This is a genomic window from Bradyrhizobium sp. CCBAU 51745 (genome assembly GCF_028128715.1).
Lineage (GTDB): Bacteria > Pseudomonadota > Alphaproteobacteria > Rhizobiales > Xanthobacteraceae > Bradyrhizobium > Bradyrhizobium manausense.
In genome coordinates this window covers 233,361-251,877 of sequence record NZ_LBJP01000087.1, presented here as the reverse complement: position 1 = coordinate 251,877, position 18,517 = coordinate 233,361, and the positions used below count along the sequence as shown (strand labels likewise).

The window sequence follows — 18,517 nt, the reverse complement described above, 5'->3', positions numbered from 1 at the left end:
GCCCGCAACGGACTTCCCCGCGTGTCGGCTGTTGTGCCGCTGTTCAGGGGGCAAGCGGACACGACACACGAAACCGGCCGCGCCGGGCGGACGCGGCCATGTTTCTCGCGCAGGCAGGCAGCTCGCCCGCCTGCGCCAGATTCCGCTCGTCTAGCTGCTCGGGCCGCCCTGCAGGGCATTGAGCAGCTTGTTGCCATCGGGCACGCCCCAGCCGGTGCAGGCGTCCCATCCCGGGCCCGCCTGATATTGGCCGCCGAGCAGGCCGTCGGTGTCGTTGTTGCCGACGGTGATGTCGCGCAGCACGCCAGCGGGGCCGAACTTGGAATAGAGCAGGGCATTGAAATTGCCGGACCGCGCGCCGAGCGCGGCGTTGATCCGGGCGATCAGGCCGGCCCAGAGCGGCGCGGAGGCACTGGTGCCGCCGACAACGCCGAGCTTGCCGCCCGACATCGTCAGATAACCGGTGGCCGGATCGGCATTGGCCGCGACATCGGGAATCGCGCGTCCGGCAAAGTGCCCGGGATTGATCGACTTCGGCACGATGCCCTGCTGCCAGCTCGGAACCGGCGTGATGTCGCTGACACCGCCGCCGGTGCCGCTGCGGGGGCCGTCGTTCCAGACGGTCTCGGCGACCTGCACCTGCTTCTTCGCGTTCTTGCGCGCGTGCAAGGTCGTGCCGCCCACGGCCAGCACATAAGGACTGCTCGCGGGGAAGTTCACATGGGCCCGGCCGTCCTGCATCTGCGCTTCCGAGCCGTCGTCGCCGGTGGAGACGCAGAACGTGATGCCGAGATGGGCCGCGGCGAGGAAGCTGTGGTTGCAATGGTCGATCGCAGCCGGTGACCAGATCACGCCGGCATTGTTGAAGGCCTGGTTCTCGTCCCAGCCCCAGCTGATCGAGACGACTGAAGGATCGTTGTCGGAATCGCTGACGACCTTGGCGAGACAATCGACCAGTCCCTTCTCGTCGAAAGTCGAGAAATAGGTGGCGATCTTGGCGCCGCCGCCGAGCGCGCCGGCGACGTCGACGTCCAGCATCACCTCACCGGTCGAGTCCGGATCGCCGGAAGGATCGGTCGAGACGCCGTCGACCGCGATGACGGCAACCTCCGGCGCGGGAACGCCGATCTTGCTGAAATAAGCCGCGACGTCAGGCGTCTCCACGCCGCCGCCGAACTCGAGCAGGCCGATGCATTGCCTGCTCGCATCGATGTTGGGGAAATTGTAGATGCCCGCGAGCTCGGTCGGAATGAACCAGTGCCGCACCGAGCTTGCGAAATCCGGCCTGGCGCTGGTCGCCGAATGGCGCGAACGGCGGAGCACACGGTGGTTGTTCAGGCCGAACACGCCGGTGATGGCATCGCCGACCTCGGCCGGGACGTGCACCGGACCGGTGCGGGCGTGGAAGTCGCCGAGATGCGGATGGGAATAGTCGAACAGCGTGACGCCGAAGGCGCTGCTGACGTCGTCGACCGTCCCGGCGATGCCGAGCCGCGCGGCGGCGGGTTCGTTGCGGGTGACGACCAGCTTGTGCGCCCTGGCGAAATCCTCGATCGTCTTGATGGCCTTGGGATCGGAGCCGTAACTGCTCGCAAGCTGGTCGCGCGTCATGTACTTGCGATCCTTGGGGAGCTTCTTGTCGAGATCGGACAGATCAGGCAGATCGACGGATCGCTTGACGCCGACCGTCAGCTCGATCCAGCGCTGGCCGTTGGTTCGGCGCATCGCTTTCGAGCCCGTCGGCAGTTGATGGACGGAATTGGGAAGCTGGACCATGTGGGCTGTTGCACTAGGGGACATAGTATTTCCTCCTTGTACGGGGGTGGCGCGCTGGAAAACTGGGATTGCGGACGCGGGTCCTGTCGGTTCGAAAGTGTTCAGGTGTTCGAAAATGGATCGCGGTGATCAGGCCGGAAAAGCCGGCACGGAAACGGATCAAACCTAAAATAGTAAAACGACGCATTGCATCCTAGCAGCGGGATGCTGATGCGGCAAAGCCGATCGTGCCGTGCGCGTCTCACAATCGCGTCAGCCTGTCGGAAGGCACGCCTCGGCAATGAGCCAATCGATCTGACGTAGTTGCTCATCGCAATCGTCGCGCGTGCGCGGGCGCGGGATGCACGCCGGCGGATGGAGCGCGCGAGTTCGTTCTACTGTGCATGGGGTTGTTTTCGACTTTTTTGCCATTCGCGCGTCCGTGATGGAACCTAATCGCGGCTGGTGCGACTTATCCATGACACGGGAAAACACGTGCGAGGCAGTCATGGCAGATAAGCATACCGCCGATCCGGCAGAGATCATGCGGGCGACTGGTCATCCTGAGCTGGAATACGCCGCTGGCTGGACCATCGCAGGTCTCGTCACCATCGGCACCATCGTCGCCGCCTGGGTGTTTGCGATCTAGGCAGCAGGGAATTGAAGCTCGAAGGCGACGCCGTCGTCGGCGGGCTTGAGCCTGATCGAGCCGCCATGGCTCGCCATCACCGCGCGCGCAATCGCAAGGCCCATGCCGGTCCCGCCCTGATCGCGGCGGGTCGTGAAGAACGCGTCAAAGATCCTGTCGCGGTTTGGCGCCGAGATCGGCTCACCGTCATTGCTGACTGTCAGCTTGAGCGTCGTCCGCTCGTCCACAGCCTCCAGCCTGATCGTCCCTGCCTTGTGCCGCACCGCGTTGTCGGCGAGGTGCGACAGCACGATCAGCGCCTTCTCGCCGGACATGCCGATCGCCCGGTCGAGGCTGCCGCTGGCCTTGATGACGCTTTCCGGAAACCGGCTCCTGAGGTCGGCGATGACGGGCGCAAGCTCGGTGCGCTCGTTCTGCGGCAGGCTCTCGGCACGCGCCAGCTCCCGTAGCCGCTGCGCCATCGCCTCCAGCCGCTTTGTGTCGGAGAGGATGTTGGCGACGAAGGTCCGCTGCTCTAACGGCGTCAGGCTATCGGGCTTGCCCTGAAACGAATCCTGCAACAGCTCGGCCGCGCCCTTGATCGAGGTCAGCGGCGATTTCAGCTCATGGGTGAGATGGGCCGAGAATGTCGCGATATAGTCGGAGCGCCTTGCGAGCTGCTCGGCCATGCCGAGAAAGCTGTGCGAGAGCTGCGCGAACTCGCGCGTGCCGTAGTGCCGGAGCGGCTGGAACGCCTCGCGGTCGCCGCGGCCGATTCTGGCGGCGCGGTCGATCAACTCGCGCATCGGCAGCGTGATGGTGCGCGAGAATACCAGGCCGATCGCGATCGTGCCGAGGATCACGGCCAGCCCCGCCAGCACGAACTTTGCGCGCTCCTGGTAGAGATGGTCGAAGATATTGCTCGGCGTCCGCGTGGTGTAGATCACCCCGGCCACGCGGTTGTTGACGATCACGGGCATGGCCGAGAATACGTGCACGCCAAGCCCGCGGCTGAAGGAATAGATCGGTGGCGGCGGCTTGTCGGGCACGCGGTTGCGCAACGTCGCGCGGTACTGCCCGTGCAGCGCGTCCGCGACCTCCTCGATATGCGCAAGCGACTGTCCGACCTCCTGCCGCCCCGCGACCACCACGCCTTGCGGATCCAGGATGCGAAACCCCGCCAGCGTCACCTTCTGGGTCTCGCGGATGATCGGCGTCAGCTTGGCGCCGATCTCGACGTAAGCCTGCTGCGCCGGCCGGGATGCGGGCATCGCGTCCGGCCGCCGTCGCAACAGATCATTGGCGGTGAGATCGAGCGCGGGCCGGATCGGCGTGAACTGATCGCCGGGATCTGGCAACACGTTCGGCGCCACCTCGGCGCCGAGCATCAAGCCGCTGTCGAGCCGTGCCGTGACCTCCTGCGCATAGATCGTCGCCAGCACGCGGCTCTGCGCGATCAGCTCGGCCTGGGTCTGGCGGATCAGCTGGTTGTCGTAGAGGCGGAAGAAGAACAGGCCGACCAGCGGCAGCACGGCGACGGTCGCGAGCACCGCGAAGATCACGAGTCCGAGCGATGGCCGCCATTTGTCAGGCGGAGCGCTCATGCCTCTTTCTCGCAGCGGCCGAGCTTGAAGCCGACGCCGTGAATGGTCTCGATCACGTTGTCGCAAGCCAGCGCCGCGAGTTTGGCGCGGATGTTGCGGATGTGACTGTCGATGGTGCGGTCGGAGACCTGGATGTTGAGCTGGTAGGCCGCCCGCATCAGCTGCTCGCGGTTGAACACCGACGTCGGCCGGGTCAGGAATGCTCGCAAGATGCCGAACTCGATTGCAGTCAGCTTCAGCGGCGTACCAGCGAAGGTCGCCACATGCTGCTCGGGATCGATCAGCAAGCCGCCTTGCGACAGCGCGGCGGGACCAGCCTTGGGCTCGCCATTGCGCGGGCCGAGCCGGCGCAGGATGACATTGACCCGCGCTACCAGCTCGCGCGGGCTGAAGGGCTTTGTGACGTAGTCGTCGCCGCCGATCTCGAGGCCGAGGATGCGGTCGATCTCCTCGTCGCGCGCCGACAGGAACAGGATGGGCACGTCGGAGACTTTGCGGATCTCGCGGCAGACGTCGAGCCCGTCGAACTCGGGCATGCCGATGTCGAGCACGATCAGATCGGGCTTGTCGGCGGCATAGCGGAGAAGCGCCTCCTTGCCGTCGCGGGCCTCGACCACGTCCATGCCGGCTTTCTTCAGCGCAACGCGGATGACCTCGCGGATGTGGCCCTCGTCGTCGACGATGAGAATGCGATGCGCCAAGTCTCTCTCCGCTCACCCTGCCGGCTGATTGCTCGGCGGCCTCTAGGCTTGCGCGTCGAGCCGGCGTTGCAGCCGCCAGCTCCGAAAGCCCCAGGCCCGCCAGGTCAGGTCCTGCCGTTGACCTTCTACAAGTCGATTCCGACGTCCCGCAAGACAGTAATCGCCGCCGCGCAGCGCGATGACCTTGTCGATTGCAGGCAGCGCCTGCGGGCCCAATGTGAGGAGGTAGTTGGCATCGATCTTCACGCCGTTCCCTCCCATTTCACTGCTGTGTTTCAGATTGTAGTCGGCAATGAATGCATCGAAGTTCACCAGAGAAGCACTATACAGCACCATCGTTAACGCGATCAGGTTGGCGCCAACAAGCCAGCGGTTCGACCTGTCGAGCGCGATGCGTGCGACGATCAGGATGAGCCCCAGCGCCACCAGTCCCATCCAGATGAAGGCCGCGATGCGCCAATAGGTCAGCATGTAGATGTCCACGTAGAGATCGAGGCGGAGGATGGACGAGGCGACCAGCAGCACGTTCTGCGCCACCCAGAGATAGACCAGCGGGCGGATCACGGTGGATTTCTCTGCCGGCCCGCCCGGACGCATTGCGACCAGCACGAAGGCGGCGGCGAGCAGCGCGGTTGCGATCAGCGGATAGGCGCCGCGATGGGCGTAGGCCGCATAAGTCATGTTGGCGGGCAACGCCACATGCCCCCAGAGATAGAGGCCATCGAGAACGGACTGCGCCGCGAACAGCAGATTGAACAGGATCAGCGAGCGCAGGATGGTGGAGGGGCCGAGGAATTCGATCGAGACGACGGGCGGCAGTGGCGGTGGCACGGGAGCCTCGGCGACGTCTGTGACGACAACCTTCCTGCGCCGCCAGCGCACATGGATGAACGGCCAGACCAGCGCCAGCATCGTGGTCCAGAACAGCACGCGCGAGATGCTGACATATTCGAAAATGACATTTGGATTGAGCAGGGACAGCCATTGCTCGATCACCGGATTGGCCGCCGCGAACAGGGCGACAAAGACGGTGCCGAGCCCCGCCGGCAGCAGCCAGAGTGCGATGCCACGGGTGAATGCGGACATGTTGAAGACCTGAAGTGCTTCGAGGAAGACCCTGAAGGGGCCGAACAGAAAGAAGTTGCGCAGTGCACGCGCACGATCGGCGAGCCCGCTCGTTTCCGGGCTGGTCGCAAACAGCAGGGCAATGGCGAGCGCCGCCACGAGAATCAGGAAGGACAGCGCGTTGAGCTCCTCGATCGCCGGTATCAGGCCCGCAACGAGAATGACGGCCCCGACCATGGCGCGACGCCGATCAAGCGTGGCATAATTGAACAGCATCGACATGCAGACCGTCGCGACCGCAAACAGCGTCAGCGACAGCCCGATCCGATGGCCATAGAACAGCCAGTCGGCGAGCGCAGCCAGCGCCAGCGCGCAGCCAAGCTTGGCTGGAATTGCGGATTGCCTGATCGGCTGGATGTCCGCCGCGATCGTCGAAGCCAGGCTCGTCATGTCCAGAACACCTTTCGTGATGGGTGGCATCACGAATCTGCACGGCAGATGTGCAGAAGGCGGGATCAACGTCTGCACCGTTTCAGGAGTCTTTTGCAGATTTCGTGCAGGCGCGCTTTTGCCTCTCGCGCAGCGCAAATCGCTTTGATAGGTGCGGATCATCCGCCATTCCTCGGACGTAACGCATCATGCAGTTCCTCCGTCGTACCGGCCTGATCTTGCTATGGTGTGCCGCGCCTGTCGTCGCGGTCGCGGCCGCGAACAAGAACGATCCCTATCTGATCCCGCTGCGTGGTGGTGGGAACATCGCGCTCATCATCGCGAGTATCGCGATCGCCGTCCTGCTCCTTCGCCGCGGGCGCTGGCACAGCCTCTCCGGCAGGTTGCTCGTCATGCTCTGGTGCCTGCCGCCGATGCTGATGGCGGCGGCGCATTTCAGCTTCGAGCTGCGCAAGCACGACGTGCTCAGCGCTGACGTGGCCGAGGCACGTCAGCTCGGGCCGCACTTCATGGTCGGCTATTCCTCTTTTCCAGAGGTCTTGCGCCTTGCCGAACAGGGCTTGATCGGCGGCGTCTACGTCACCCGGCACAACATCCGTGGCCAATCGGTCGATGCGTTGCGTGCCGAGATCGCGGCGCTCCAGGATGTCAGGCGTGCTGCCGGCCTGTCGCCCCTGATCGTCGCCACGGACCAGGAGGGCGGCATCGTCGGCCATCTCGCGCCGCCGCTGACCAAAGTGCCGGCCCTGGCGACGCTCTCCGGGCTTGCTCCAGAAGACCAGCAGGCCAGGGCGGAAGAGTTCGGCCGCATCCATGGCCGCGAACTCGTCAGCCTTGGCGTCAATCTCAACCTCGCGCCCGTACTGGATCTGAAGCCGCCGCAGCGGCGCAACCGCCTCGACTTTCATACGCTGATTGGCCAGCGGGCGATTGCTACAGATCCCGCCGTCGTCAGCACGATCGCTACTGCCTACGTTCGCGGGCTCGAAGAGTCCGGCGTGGGCGCCACGCTCAAACATTTCCCCGGCATCGGCCGTGTGCGCACCGACACACACCATTTCAACGCCAAGCTCGATACGCCGGTCAGGGAGCTGGAAGCGACCGACTGGCTGCCGTTCCGCGAAGTGCTGTCGCAGTCGCACAGTGCGCTGATGGTCGGCCATATCACACTGACTGCTGTCGATCCTGATCGCCCCGCCTCGCATTCGAAACGCGTCGTCGACGGCATTATCCGCAGCACTTGGAAATACCAGGGCCTGGTCATGACCGATGACCTCGTGATGGGTGCGATCTATCAGCACGACGTCTGCAAAGCCGTGGTCGAGGCCATCAACGCCGGCGTCGACCTGCTGCTGGTCGCCTATGACGGCGCGCAATTCTACCGGATCTTCGGCTGTGCGCTCGACGGATCGCGGCAGGGCAAGCTCGATGCGGCCATGCTGCGCGCAAGCGCGGCGCGGCTGGAACGGGGGCTTCCGATCGCGCAGGCGCGGGCGTCTTCAGGCGCCGTCCGCGTTGTCGAAAAGAACTAACCCTTTGCGAACTGACGATAGTCCGGCTCGCGGTGAAACCAGAATTCGTAGCCGCTGACGTTTTTCTGCATGGCGACGTCGTGGATCGGCTGGTTAAGCGGAATGACGGGAACGTCGCGCATGCAGAGCGCTATGAAATCCCTCACGCACCTGTCGTACTCAGCGGCGTCAGTGGTGAAGCGCGCCTTGTCGATCAGCGCGTCCATCTCCTTGTTCTGGTAGGAGGAGATGTTGAAGATCGAATTGTTGCCGTGAAAATTCCAGTAGAAGTAATATTCGGGATAGTCGAGCCAGCCGCTGAAGCGGTTGAGCGCGAGCGGCAGTTCTTTCTTGTTCAGCGTCGTGCGCCAGTTCGCGCCGGGGATCTTTTCGATTGAGGTCTTGATGCCGATCTTGGCGAGGCTCTCCTGGATCAGGATCGCGGTCGGCTCGCCGACGGTGGCCGTGCCCGTGTCCAACGACAGCGACGTCTCCAGGCCGGACTCGAAACCGGCCTCCTTCATGAGCGCCTTGGCCTTGTCGAGATCGGTAACGTAGGGCGACGGTTGAGGCCAGACCGGCTTTGAGACGTCTGCCGCGCCGCCATACATGGGAACGGCGCGGCCGAAGAAGGCACTGCTCTGGATCTGCTCATAAGGCATCGCCCAAGCGATGGCCTGACGCAGCTTGGCATTGTCGAACGGCGGCTTGGCCGTATTCAGTGCGACGTACCAGAGTGCGTTCGGGATCGGCACGCCCGAAACCTTGACCTTGCCCTCCCTGATGATCTGCTCGAAATCGCGCGGCGCAAAGCCGCTCGAAATATCGGCATCGCCCCGTTCCAGCATGGCGCGGCGGGTCCCGGCAGAGGGGACGTCGCGCGCGATGACGCGCTTGACCTTCGGCAGCGGCCCGCTCTTCCAGTCGTCGAAGCGCGCCAGCACGGTCTCGCTGCCCGGCTTCCAGCTCTCGATCTTGTAGGCCCCGCCGCCGGCCTCGTTGTTCTTCAGCCACGCCAGCGCCCACGGGTCTTCCGCCGTCGCGTTCTTCTTCGCCAGCTCGGAATTGATGATGAAAGGCACGACGACGGCGACGTTGAACAGCAGCATCTTGTCCTTGCGGACATAGTCGATGCGGAAGGTGTGATCGTCGACCACCACGAACTGCTCCGGCTTTTCGAGCGAGCCCGCCGACATCTGGAAGGTCGGGAAACCGCCGACCTTCACCGCACGGTCGAATGACCATTTGACGTCTTTGGCCGTGACCGGCGTGCCGTCGTGGAATTTGGCGTCCTTGCGCAGCTTGAAAGTGCAGGACATGCCGTCGGCGGCAACCTCCCAGCTCTCGGCGAGCTCCGGCGCGAGCTTTTCGCGGTCGTAAGATAATGTGCCGTCGGGCAGCATCTTCGACGCATAGGTCAGCAGGCGGTCATAGCAATTCCAGGACAGGCCGTTCACCGTCTGGTTCGAGCCGACGCCCTGCATGTCCAGCGAGTTCGGCCCAAGCTCCTGCACCACCAGCAGCGTCTCGCTGCGCCCCTGCGCCCAGACGAGCGACGGGGCGATCGTCAGTCCAGCGAGGCCGAGGCCACCAAGCACGACGTTGCGGCGAGTCAGATCGAAAGACGATGGGCTCATTGATGCCTCCTTCAGAGCGATTGCTCGTCAAAGAGGCAAGGCGCATGCCACCGGATGCGCTTCGTGACGTCGCATGTTGCGCGAGCGGTGCTGCTACGGCGTGACTGCTCCGCGCTCGACGCCGCGCGGGGCGGTCAGCTCCTTCCAGGTCGAGTTCGCGACGTGCACCGGCGAGAACGCCGGCCGTTCGACATAATGGCCATCGCCGGCCTCGGCACGCAGATCGCCATCCTTCCAAACGATGCGACCGCGCGAAAGTGTCGCGGCCGCACCGCCGGTGCAGGCAAAGCCTTCGAACACGTTGTAGTCGATCCGGCTCATCTGCCGCTTCGCGCTGATGGTTTTCGTCGCCTTCGGATCCCACACCACGATGTCCGCATCCGAGCCGACGGCGACCGCGCCCTTGCGCGGATAGATGTTGAGGATGCGGGCGATGTTCGCCGAGGTGACCGCGACGAACTCTTCCTTGGTCAGACGGCCCGTGGCCACGCCGGCGGTCCAGAGCAGCGCCAGGCGATCTTCGAGGCCGCCGGTGCCGTTCGGGATCTTTCTGAAGTCACCGAGGCCGAACCGCTTCTGCTCCGTCGTGAAGGCGCAATGGTCGGTCGCGACCACTTGCAGCGAGCCGGACTGCAAGCCCGCCCACAGACTGTCCTGGTGCGACTTGTCGCGGAACGGCGGCGACATCACGCGCTGCGCGGAATGATCCCAATTTTTGTTCTGATATTCACGCTCATCGAGCAAGAGATGCTGGATCAGCGGCTCGCCATAGACGCGCTTGCCGGCAGCCCGCGCGCGGGCGATCGCCTCATGGGCCTCGCGACAGCTGGTGTGCACGATATAGACCGGCGTGCCCGTCATGTCGGCGATCATGATGGCGCGGTTGGTGGCTTCGCCCTCGACCTCCGGCGGCCGTGAGTAGGCGTGCCCTTCCGGACCCGTGACGCCGCGCGCGATCAAGGCTTCCTGCATCAGCGCGACCACATCGCCGTTTTCGGCGTGCACGACCGGCATGGCGCCGAGATGGGCGCAGCGCGCGAACGAGTTGTAGAGCTCGTCGTCGTTCACCATCAGCGCGCCTTTGTAGGCCATGAAATGCTTGAAAGTGTTGATGCCGTAGGTTTTGACCACGGTTTCCATCTCGTCATAGATCTGTTTCGACCACGACGTCACCGCCATGTGGAAGCCGTAATCGCTCGCCGCCTTCTCGGATTTGTGACGCCATTCCTGATAGGCGGCGAGCATCGACTGGCCGGGATCAGGCAGGCAGAAATCCACCACCATGGTGGTGCCGCCGGTCAGCGCCGCTTTCGTGCCGGATTCGAAATCGTCGGCGGTGACGGTGCCCATGAACGGCATTTCCAAATGGGTGTGCGGATCGATGCCGCCCGGAATGATATAGGCGCCGCTGGCGTCGAGGATCTCCGCGCCCGTGGGCGCTGCGATCGATGCGCCGATCGCGACGATGCTCTCGCCCTCGATCAGCACGTCCGCACGGCGCGAATGATCATGATTGACGACGGTGCCGCCGCGGATGAGGAGGGACATGGGAAACTCCGAAAGGAGAGGGGAGGACGAAACGCGGCAAAACTAAGCACAGCGGGCATGATGTGACAGGCGAAATTTTAGTCAACCGCCGTCCTTGGATTTCTGCCCTTGGCCTCGCTATCGCTACGCTGCCCGCGCGATCAATCCGTCAATCATCGCGCGCACGAGGCCGTCGATTTCCTTGCGCAGCGCCGGTAGCGGCACGGCGACCAGCTTCTGCTCCAGTCCGAGCGCCACCATGCCGTGGACCGCCGAGAACAGGCTGCGCGCGGTGATGCCGAGCTCCTCCGGGCTGCGACGGGGAAACAGCGCGGCGAGCGGCACATAGATATGCCTGAACAGCCGCATCTGGTCGTCAACGGACCAGTCCGGGACGATCTTGTCGGCCGCCATGCGATGCTCGAACAGCGCGCGCCAGAGCTGGAGATTTTCCGCAGCGAAATCGCAATAGGCAATCGCGATGCGGACCAGCCTCTCCTGCGGCGCGGGCTCGCCGGCACCTTCCGCAGCGCTGAGCGCGTCGTCCAGTCGATGCAGTGTGCGCGAGCCGACCCGCAGGATCAGCTCGTCCACGTCGGCGACGAGATTGTAGACCGCCCCGTTGGCGCAGCCGATCTCGCTGGCAAGATCGCGGGTTTTGAGGCCCGCCAATCCGCGGGTCGCGATCATCCGCTCCGCCGCCAGGATCAGGTCGGCTCGAAGTTTCTCTCGTCGCTCCAAGGCTTTAGTCATTCGCCATTAATTCCGTGAGCGCCGCTCAAATTTATCTTGAGCGACGCTCAAGATGTGCTACAAGGCTGCTATGAGCAATGCTCATAACAGGGAGCAAGCAATGTTCAAGACCGTCGTCACACTTTTCCGCGGCAGCGTGGCCGCCGCCGGCGAGGAGCTGGAGGACCGCACGGCCCTGCTGATCCTGGACCAGCAGATGCGCGATGCGGCTGCGGCCGTCGAGCGCAGCAAGCGGACGCTGGCGCTGGCGATCGCACAGGATCAGCAGGAAGGCCGCAAGCTCGAAGCCACTGTCGCCCGAATCGCCGACCTCGAGGCCCGCGCTGTGGCGGCGCTCGATGGTGGCCGCGAGGATCTGGCCAAGGAAGCTGCCGAAGCCATCGCGGGCCTCGAGGCTGACCGTGACGCGGCGCTGACGGCGAGGGCGCTGTTCGCAACCGAGATTGCCCGGTTGAAGCGCCATGTCGCGAGCGCGCAGGCCCGCATCACCGAGCTCGAGCGCGGCCGCCGTGTCGCCCGCGCATCGGAGGCGGTGCGCTCGCTCCGTCGCAGCGGCATCGAGGCAGCGCGCCCTTACGAGTCTACGCTGCCCGAGGCCGAGGGCACCTTGCGGCGTCTGCGCGAGCGGCAGATCGAGGCTCAGGCCGCCGACGATGCGCTGGTCGAGCTCGATGCGGCCAGCGGCCCGCTCGCCACCGCCGAGAGACTCGCCGAGCAGGGCTTTGGCCCCCGGCTCAAGACAACTGCGGACGACGTGCTGGCGCGGTTGAAGTCCAAGCGCACACCGACTGCCTGATCTCGAGCCCACTCATCATCAGAACCAACAGGAGACGACCATGAACCAGAACGGCCAACCCCACAGTGGTGCCTGGGTGACCTTCACTTACGTGTCCTTCGCAGCCTCCGCCTTCCTCGTCGCCCTCGGCGTCTTCTTCCTGCCGATCGATCTCTGGATGAAGGGCTATCTCTCCATGGGCGTCGTGATGCTGATCCAGACCTGCGTCACCTTGACCAAGACCGTGCGTGACAACCACGAGAGCAGCCGCCTCGTGAACCGCATCGAGGACGCCAAGGCCGAGCGGCTGCTGATGGAGGTCTCCAAAGCCGCGTGAGCCGAACGCCTGGAAGCGGCTTGCAATCTGACGCGGTGGGTGCCGGCGCATCCACCGCGCGTTTGATCCGCATATCGCGCCTGCGAAATGCAACCGAGCCATGACGGATCGCACAGGTCTGCGGCCTTGCGCCGTGGCATCGGCCGGAGCACTCTGCGCTGGCGGTGCAGAGAACGCCGCCAACAAAGAAGGCCCGAGGAAGCATCCATGGCGGTGACGCGGATCGACTGCGACATCCATCCGGCGGTTGGTGGCACGCGCACGACGCTGCTGCCCTATCTCAGCGATCACTGGAAAGAGCAGGTGGTGAGCCGCGCCATCGACGGCCTCGATCTGACTTCTTATCCGCCCAGCATGCCGCTGTCGGGCCGTGCCGACTGGCGGCCGGCCAATGGCAAGAGGCCGGGTTCCGACCTCGCCATGGTGCAGAAGGGCGCCTTCGACCAGCTCGGCGCCAGCCACGCCATCCTCAACGTGCTCTACGGCGCCCAGGCCGTGTTCGATGCCTATATGGCGGCCGACTTCTGCAAGGCCATCAACGACTGGATCGCCGCCGAATGGCTGTCGCGCGACCCGCGCCTGCGCGCGTCGATTGTGGTGCCGATGCAGGCGCCGGATCTCGCGATCGAGGAAATAGAACGCCGCGCCGGCGACAACAGGTTCGTGTCCATCCTGGTGCTGGCGCAGGGCGAGACTTTGCTGGGCCGGCGGCATTTCTGGCCGGTCTACCAGCTCGCCGAGAAGTACAAGTTGCCGCTCGCGATTCACGCCGGCACGCAATATCGCCAGGCACCGAGCTCGGCCGGCTGGCCCTCGCACCGCTACGAATATTACTTCGTCGAGGCGCAGGCGTTTCAGGCGCAAATCTTGAGCCTGATCTATGAGGGCGTGTTCGGCAAATACCCAGGTCTCAAGGTCGTGCTGATGGAATCAGGCGTGAGCTGGTTGCCGGCCTTCATGTGGCGCGCCAACAAGACCTGGCGCGGCGTGCGCGTCGAGGTGCCCTGGGTCGAGCGCGAGCCGGCCGCGATCATCCGCGACAATTTCCGCGTCACCATGCAGCCGTTCGATGCACCGGGTGATGCCAGAAGCGTCGAGGCGATCATCGACCAGATCGGCTCGGAAAAAATGTTCCTGTTCGCGTCCGATTATCCGCATTGGCAGTTCGACGGCGACGATCCGATCCCGCCGCATCTGCCAAAGAGCATCATTGCGAAAATGTGCGTCGACAATCCGCTGGAGACGTTTCCGCGGCTGTCGCTGGTTAACTAGTTCAGGAGGTTCGCATGAGTGAAGTCATCGACCGCCCGCTGCGCGACGACGAGAAGCCCGCTGTTTCGAAGCTGCGCATCGTCGATTGCGACGTGCATCCGAGCCTGCATTCGCACGATGATCTCAACGAGTTCCTGCCAAAGCGCTGGCAGCAGCATCTGAAGGAATATGGCAGCCATCTGCGCACGCCCTATCTCTTCACCACGCCCTATCCGCGCTCCTCGCCGTTGATCGCGCGGCGTGATGCCTGGCCGCCGACCGGCGGGCCGCCCGGCTCCGATCTCGCCTTCATGCAGAAGCAGCATCTCGATCCGCTCGATGTCGAGTTCGGCATCCTGCAGGTGCTCGATCTCTTCATCTTCTCGCAGCAGAATCTCGAATTCGGCGCCGCAATTCAGCGCGCCATCAATGATTGGCAACTGGCGTTCTGGTCGCATCGCGATCCGCGCCTGAAGGCCTCGATCCTGGTCGGGCAGGACGGGGTGGATCTGGCGATCGCCGAGATCGAGCGCTGCGCCAAAACGGGCGAATACATCCAGATCAACGTCTCGCCGCGCGCCAACGAACCGCTTGGGCGCCGCCGCTACTGGCCGATCTACGAGCGCGCCCAGGCGCTCGACCTGCCGCTCGGCATCCATGTCGGCGGCTATGGCGGCCACGCGCCGACCGGCGGTGGTTGGCCATCTTATTATGTCGAGGAACACCAGTCCAACGCGCACACCATCGCGGCGCAGCTGGCCAGCCTCGTCATCGAAGGCGTGCCGGAGCGCTTCCCGAAACTGAAGATCGTGTTCATCGAGGGCGGTTTCGGCTGGATTCCGTCGGCGGTCTGGCGGATGGACCAGCATTTCGAGCGGTTCCGCAGCGAGGTGCCGCATCTCAAGCGCAAGCCGTCGGAATATGTGCGTGAAAACTTCTGGTTCACGACCCAGCCGATCGACGAGCCCGACGAGGCGCGGCATCTGCGCGCGCTGATCGAATGGGTCGGCATCGACCGGCTGCTGTTCTCGTCGGACTATCCGCACTGGGACTTCGATGATCCGCGCTTCGCCTTCAAGACGCCGCTGACCGAGGCCGAACGGAAGAAGATCTTCGGCACCAATGCACGTGCGGTCTACAAGTTCTGAGATTGGTATGGCCCGTCACATCGTCGCGTCGACTTCAGAGATCCCGCCCGGCGGCAACAAGGTCGTCGACGTCGCCGGCCGCGATATCGTCGTGTTCCATGTCAACGGGGAGTTCTTCGCGCTGCTCAACCGCTGCCCGCACGAAGGCGCGCCGCTGGAGAAAGCGGCCTGTGTGGCGCGGCTGACCTCGCCCGAGCCCGGCGTCTATGAGCGCTCGCGCGTTGGCGAGATGCTGCGCTGTCCCTGGCACGGCTGGGAGTTCGACATGCGCAACGGCCAGTCCTGGTTCGACCCGAAGCGTTTCAGGATCCGGTCCTATCCGGTCGCGGTGGAACGCGGCGAGGAATTGCAGAAGGGGCCGTATGTCGCCGAGACATTTCCGGTCCACGTCGAAGATAGCTATGTGATTGTCGAGGTCTGAGATCCCATCGTCATTCCGGGGCTTTCGCGAAGCGAATGAACCCGGAATCTCGAGATTCTCGTGTGCGCAGTTACGAACCCTAGCCGTGCATCGCCCCGGAATGACTTCGTCGGTCGCAATGTTTCAGCTTGCCGATTGTGATTCCAACGCAATTACGATATGGCTCTCGCGCTTCCAGAGGCGGAGACCAGCTTTGTCGAAACAATCCCTGCGTGAAGAGGCCGAGCGCCTGATCCGCGAATCGATGGAAAAGAAGACCATCGTCGTGAAGCAGGGCACCACCCGCATCGAGGCGGTCTGCGGCAAATGCGGCGCGCCAAACCGGGTCCAGGCGGAAAAAGGCCAGAGCCGCGTCAAGTTCGCCTGCAAGAATTGCGGGCACAAGCAAGAGACGCTGTAGGTTTCTCGCCTACTCCCCCTTCACGAACCTTGCGAACGCATCGGCGTAGTCCGGATGCCAGCGCGACAGCGGCGGGCGGTTCTCGACGATGTCGCCGGCGGCCCACAGCATGCGCTTCTCGTCGAGCGCGCGCGGCACGTCGTTGTCAGGGCAGAGGATGTAGAAATCGCCGGCCTCAAGCCGTGCCAGCATGAAATCCACCGTCTGCTCCGGCGTCCAGGCGCTATCAGGCTTTTCGGTACGGCCCTTGGCGGTAAGGGCGGTGAACACAAAGCCGGGGATCAAGAGATGCGCGGTGATGTGGCAATCCCTGGTGTTGCGCAGCTCGTGCTGGAGCGCCTCGGTAAACGCCTTCACGCCGGCCTTGGAGACGTTGTAGGCGGGATCGCCGGGCGGGGTTGTGATGCCCTGCTTGGAGCCGGTGTTGATGATCAGGCCTGCCTTGCCGCGCGCGATCATGTTCGGCGCGAAGATGCGCGCGCCGTTGATGATGCCCCACATGTTGACGCCGATGATGTGCTGCCAATGGTCCGGCTCGCCGAACATTGTGCTGCCCGGCTGGATGCCGGCATTGTTCATCAAGAGGTCCGTGCCGCCAAAATGCGCGCCCACGGCGCGTTCCAGTTCCGTCACGCTCTCGGTCCGGCTGACGTCGGTCACTGATGTCATCACGTTCGCCGCACCTGCGATCGATGACAGTCTTGTTGCGGCTTCCGCCAGCCTCGCCTCATCGACATCGGCGATGCACACCTTCATCCCGGCGCGTGCGAACGCCGTAGCTGCGGCGAGACCGATGCCTGACGCGCCGCCGGTGATCACGGCGATATTGCCCTTGGCAATGACAGGATGCGGCATGGCTGTTCTCCGGGATCTGCGCTTGATCGAGCTATAACATGGCATCGCGCGACCCTGCACAAGTCGGCATGGCAGGGCTTCGTTCCCCGCCGACTTTACGCCTTTCAGGCCTCGCTGTATTCTGCCTGACCTAACGATCTCGGCCAGATCGAGCCCATCAAAATCATAAACCCAGGGAGTGCAGACATGGCTGTGTCGCAGGCTATTCCGATCACGCGCCATCCGTTCGCCAACGGGTCCTACAAGCAAATGCTGATCGACGGGAAGTGGGTGGATGCGGCGTCCGGCAAGCGCTTCGAGACCCATAACCCTGCCACCGGCGAACTGCTCGCAACCGTTGCCGAAGGCGACAAGGAAGACATCGACCGTGCGGTCGCGGCCGCCCGCCGCGCCTTCGAGGGCCCCTGGAGCAAGGTCAAGCCATTCGAACGCCAGAACCTGCTCTTGAAGCTCGCCGACCTCGTCGAGAAGAATTTCGACGAATTGTCGCAGCTCGATACACTTGACATGGGCGCACCGCTCAGCCGCACCCGCGCCTATCGCCTGCGCGCCGTCGGCATGCTGCGCTATTACGCCGGCCAGACCACGGCGATTCACGGCGAGACCATCGAGAACTCGCTGCCCGGCGAGATCTTCTCCTACACGCTGAAGGAGCCTGTCGGCGTCGTCGGCGCCATCATTCCCTGGAACGGTCCGCTCACTGCGACGATCTGGAAGATCGGCCCGGCGATCGCGACCGGCTGCACCGTGGTGCTGAAGCCGGCGGAAGAAGCGCCGCTGACCTCGCTGCGCATCGCCGAGCTCGCGATGGAAGCCGGCATTCCGCCCGGCGTCGTCAATGTCGTGCCCGGCTATGGCGAGACCGCAGGCGCCGCGCTGGCCTCGCACCATGACGTCGACAAGGTCGCCTTCACCGGCTCGCATATCACGGGACAGTCGATCATTCGTGCGTCGGCCGGCAACCTCAAGCGCGTCTCGCTCGAGCTCGGCGGCAAGTCGCCCGATATCGTGTTCGCCGATGCCGATCTCGATGCCGCCGTACCGGGAGCGGCAATGGCGGTGTTCGCCAATTCCGGCCAGATCTGCAGCGCCGGCACCCGTCTGTTCGTCGAGCAGGCGATCTACGAAGAGTTCGTCGGCCGCGTCGCCGAGTTCGGCAAGAGGCTGCAAGTCGGCAACGGCCTCGATCCCAACGTGCAGATCGGCCCGCTGGTCTCCGAGCAGCAGCTCGAGCGCGTCACCGGTTATCTCGACATCGGCCAGAAGGAAGGCGCGCGAGCGCTCGCCGGCGGTGGCCGCGTCACCGAAGGCGCGTTGTCAAAAGGCTTCTTCGTTTCGCCGACGGTGTTCGCGGGCGTCCAGGACAACATGCGCATCGCACAGGAGGAGATTTTTGGCCCGGTCATCTCCGCGATCGCATTCAAGGACATGGACGAGCTGGTCAAGCGTGCCAACAACACCACCTTTGGTCTCGGCTCCGGCCTGTGGACGCGTGACGTCACCAAGGCGCATGCGGTCGCCAAGCGCCTGCGGGCCGGCTCGGTGTGGGTGAATTGCTACCAGGCGATGGATCCGGCCGTGCCGTTCGGCGGCTACAAGATGAGCGGCTACGGCCGCGAATCCGGCAAGCAGCACGTCGAGGAATATCTCAACGTGAAGGCCGTCTGGATCAAGACGGCGTAAGCGTGTTCTCTCACGT

17 protein-coding genes are annotated in these 18,517 nt (G+C 64.1%); 9 read left to right on the top strand and 8 right to left on the bottom strand.

Annotated elements, in window-relative coordinates; all coding sequences use genetic code 11:
- Window positions 1-150 precede the first annotated feature (150 nt).
- Window positions 151-1,800, bottom strand: a complete 1,650-nt coding sequence (locus XH98_RS29075) for a S53 family peptidase (protein WP_271620645.1) — start codon at window positions 1,798-1,800, stop codon at window positions 151-153.
- A 463-nt stretch (window positions 1,801-2,263) separates the two neighbouring features.
- On the opposite strand from XH98_RS29075, the gene XH98_RS29070 reads away from it, so the two are divergent.
- The gene (locus XH98_RS29070; RefSeq protein WP_167353997.1) at window positions 2,264-2,404 is read left to right on the top strand and encodes a hypothetical protein; all 141 of its coding nucleotides are present in this window, start codon (window positions 2,264-2,266) and stop codon (window positions 2,402-2,404) included.
- Here XH98_RS29070 and XH98_RS29065 read toward each other — a convergent pair.
- The 3 genes from XH98_RS29065 to XH98_RS29055 are packed head-to-tail and all read right to left on the bottom strand — an operon-like array spanning window position 2,401 to window position 6,203.
- On the bottom strand, window positions 2,401-3,987 hold the full coding sequence (locus XH98_RS29065) for an ATP-binding protein (RefSeq protein ID WP_271620644.1): 1,587 nt from the start codon (window positions 3,985-3,987) through the stop codon (window positions 2,401-2,403). The two genes, XH98_RS29070 and XH98_RS29065, sit on opposite strands and share 4 nt — an antisense overlap.
- The gene (locus XH98_RS29060) at window positions 3,984-4,688 is read right to left on the bottom strand and encodes a response regulator (protein ID WP_271600774.1); all 705 of its coding nucleotides are present in this window, start codon (window positions 4,686-4,688) and stop codon (window positions 3,984-3,986) included. The genes XH98_RS29065 and XH98_RS29060 overlap by 4 nt, the downstream gene beginning before the upstream one ends.
- A 42-nt stretch (window positions 4,689-4,730) precedes the next feature.
- Window positions 4,731-6,203 carry a DUF4153 domain-containing protein gene (locus XH98_RS29055; RefSeq protein WP_271620643.1) on the bottom strand — a complete coding sequence of 491 codons (1,473 nt, stop codon included), beginning with the start codon at window positions 6,201-6,203 and terminating at the stop codon, window positions 4,731-4,733.
- Between the two features lie 188 nt (window positions 6,204-6,391).
- On the opposite strand from XH98_RS29055, the gene XH98_RS29050 reads away from it, so the two are divergent.
- On the top strand, window positions 6,392-7,735 hold the full coding sequence (locus tag XH98_RS29050) for a glycoside hydrolase family 3 N-terminal domain-containing protein (protein ID WP_271620642.1): 1,344 nt from the start codon (window positions 6,392-6,394) through the stop codon (window positions 7,733-7,735).
- Here the strand turns inward: XH98_RS29050 and XH98_RS29045 are convergent.
- The 3 genes from XH98_RS29045 to XH98_RS29035 all read right to left on the bottom strand — a co-directional run bounded on the left by XH98_RS29045 (window position 7,732) and on the right by XH98_RS29035 (window position 11,631).
- Window positions 7,732-9,351: an ABC transporter substrate-binding protein gene (locus tag XH98_RS29045; RefSeq protein WP_271600771.1), complete on the bottom strand. Its 1,620-nt coding sequence runs from the start codon at window positions 9,349-9,351 to the stop codon at window positions 7,732-7,734. The genes XH98_RS29050 and XH98_RS29045 overlap by 4 nt on opposite strands.
- Window positions 9,352-9,444: 93 nt before the next feature.
- Window positions 9,445-10,899, bottom strand: a complete 1,455-nt coding sequence (hydA, locus tag XH98_RS29040) for a dihydropyrimidinase (RefSeq protein ID WP_271620641.1) — start codon at window positions 10,897-10,899, stop codon at window positions 9,445-9,447.
- A gap of 123 nt (window positions 10,900-11,022) precedes the next feature.
- On the bottom strand, window positions 11,023-11,631 hold the full coding sequence (locus XH98_RS29035; protein ID WP_271600769.1) for a TetR/AcrR family transcriptional regulator: 609 nt from the start codon (window positions 11,629-11,631) through the stop codon (window positions 11,023-11,025).
- A 100-nt stretch (window positions 11,632-11,731) separates the two neighbouring features.
- Here XH98_RS29035 and XH98_RS29030 point away from each other — a divergent pair, with 100 nt between their 5' ends.
- From XH98_RS29030 to XH98_RS29005, 6 genes are all read left to right on the top strand, one after another.
- Window positions 11,732-12,427 carry a PspA/IM30 family protein gene (locus tag XH98_RS29030; protein ID WP_271620640.1) on the top strand — a complete coding sequence of 232 codons (696 nt, stop codon included), beginning with the start codon at window positions 11,732-11,734 and terminating at the stop codon, window positions 12,425-12,427.
- 40 nt (window positions 12,428-12,467) lie between these two features.
- A complete protein-coding gene (locus XH98_RS29025) occupies window positions 12,468-12,743 on the top strand; it encodes a YiaA/YiaB family inner membrane protein (protein ID WP_271600767.1) in 276 nt (91 codons plus the stop codon).
- A 207-nt stretch (window positions 12,744-12,950) separates the two neighbouring features.
- Window positions 12,951-14,015 (top strand): amidohydrolase family protein, encoded by a 1,065-nt coding sequence (locus tag XH98_RS29020; RefSeq protein ID WP_271620639.1) that lies wholly within the window; start codon window positions 12,951-12,953, stop codon window positions 14,013-14,015.
- Between the two features lie 14 nt (window positions 14,016-14,029).
- Window positions 14,030-15,142 carry an amidohydrolase family protein gene (locus tag XH98_RS29015; RefSeq protein WP_271620638.1) on the top strand — a complete coding sequence of 371 codons (1,113 nt, stop codon included), beginning with the start codon at window positions 14,030-14,032 and terminating at the stop codon, window positions 15,140-15,142.
- A gap of 7 nt (window positions 15,143-15,149) precedes the next feature.
- A complete protein-coding gene (locus tag XH98_RS29010) occupies window positions 15,150-15,563 on the top strand; it encodes a Rieske (2Fe-2S) protein (protein WP_271620637.1) in 414 nt (137 codons plus the stop codon).
- Window positions 15,564-15,756: 193 nt separating this feature from the next.
- Window positions 15,757-15,963: a hypothetical protein gene (locus XH98_RS29005; protein WP_027562959.1), complete on the top strand. Its 207-nt coding sequence runs from the start codon at window positions 15,757-15,759 to the stop codon at window positions 15,961-15,963.
- 9 nt (window positions 15,964-15,972) lie between these two features.
- Here XH98_RS29005 and XH98_RS29000 read toward each other — a convergent pair whose 3' ends face one another.
- Window positions 15,973-16,818: an SDR family NAD(P)-dependent oxidoreductase gene (locus XH98_RS29000; protein WP_271620636.1), complete on the bottom strand. Its 846-nt coding sequence runs from the start codon at window positions 16,816-16,818 to the stop codon at window positions 15,973-15,975.
- A gap of 186 nt (window positions 16,819-17,004) precedes the next feature.
- Between XH98_RS29000 and XH98_RS28995 the strand changes: the two genes are divergently transcribed.
- The gene (locus tag XH98_RS28995; RefSeq protein ID WP_057752604.1) at window positions 17,005-18,501 is read left to right on the top strand and encodes an aldehyde dehydrogenase family protein; all 1,497 of its coding nucleotides are present in this window, start codon (window positions 17,005-17,007) and stop codon (window positions 18,499-18,501) included.
- Window positions 18,502-18,517: the final 16 nt, after the last annotated feature.

Excerpts from the sequence above, each read along its gene's own strand:
- XH98_RS29075 (WP_271620645.1), bottom strand. The coding sequence starts at position 1,800 with ATGTCCCCTAGTGCAACAGCCCACATGGTCCAGCTTCCCAATTCCGTC.
- XH98_RS29070 (WP_167353997.1), top strand. The coding sequence starts at position 2,264 with ATGGCAGATAAGCATACCGCCGATCCGGCAGAGATCATGCGGGCGACT.
- XH98_RS29065 (WP_271620644.1), bottom strand. The coding sequence starts at position 3,987 with ATGAGCGCTCCGCCTGACAAATGGCGGCCATCGCTCGGACTCGTGATC.
- XH98_RS29055 (WP_271620643.1), bottom strand. The coding sequence starts at position 6,203 with ATGACGAGCCTGGCTTCGACGATCGCGGCGGACATCCAGCCGATCAGG.
- XH98_RS29050 (WP_271620642.1), top strand. The coding sequence starts at position 6,392 with ATGCAGTTCCTCCGTCGTACCGGCCTGATCTTGCTATGGTGTGCCGCG.
- XH98_RS29045 (WP_271600771.1), bottom strand. The coding sequence starts at position 9,351 with ATGAGCCCATCGTCTTTCGATCTGACTCGCCGCAACGTCGTGCTTGGT.
- hydA (WP_271620641.1), bottom strand. The coding sequence starts at position 10,899 with ATGTCCCTCCTCATCCGCGGCGGCACCGTCGTCAATCATGATCATTCG.
- XH98_RS29035 (WP_271600769.1), bottom strand. The coding sequence starts at position 11,631 with ATGACTAAAGCCTTGGAGCGACGAGAGAAACTTCGAGCCGACCTGATC.
- XH98_RS29030 (WP_271620640.1), top strand. The coding sequence starts at position 11,732 with ATGTTCAAGACCGTCGTCACACTTTTCCGCGGCAGCGTGGCCGCCGCC.
- XH98_RS29025 (WP_271600767.1), top strand. The coding sequence starts at position 12,468 with ATGAACCAGAACGGCCAACCCCACAGTGGTGCCTGGGTGACCTTCACT.
- XH98_RS29020 (WP_271620639.1), top strand. The coding sequence starts at position 12,951 with ATGGCGGTGACGCGGATCGACTGCGACATCCATCCGGCGGTTGGTGGC.
- XH98_RS29015 (WP_271620638.1), top strand. The coding sequence starts at position 14,030 with ATGAGTGAAGTCATCGACCGCCCGCTGCGCGACGACGAGAAGCCCGCT.
- XH98_RS29010 (WP_271620637.1), top strand. The coding sequence starts at position 15,150 with ATGGCCCGTCACATCGTCGCGTCGACTTCAGAGATCCCGCCCGGCGGC.
- XH98_RS29000 (WP_271620636.1), bottom strand. The coding sequence starts at position 16,818 with ATGCCGCATCCTGTCATTGCCAAGGGCAATATCGCCGTGATCACCGGC.
- XH98_RS28995 (WP_057752604.1), top strand. The coding sequence starts at position 17,005 with ATGGCTGTGTCGCAGGCTATTCCGATCACGCGCCATCCGTTCGCCAAC.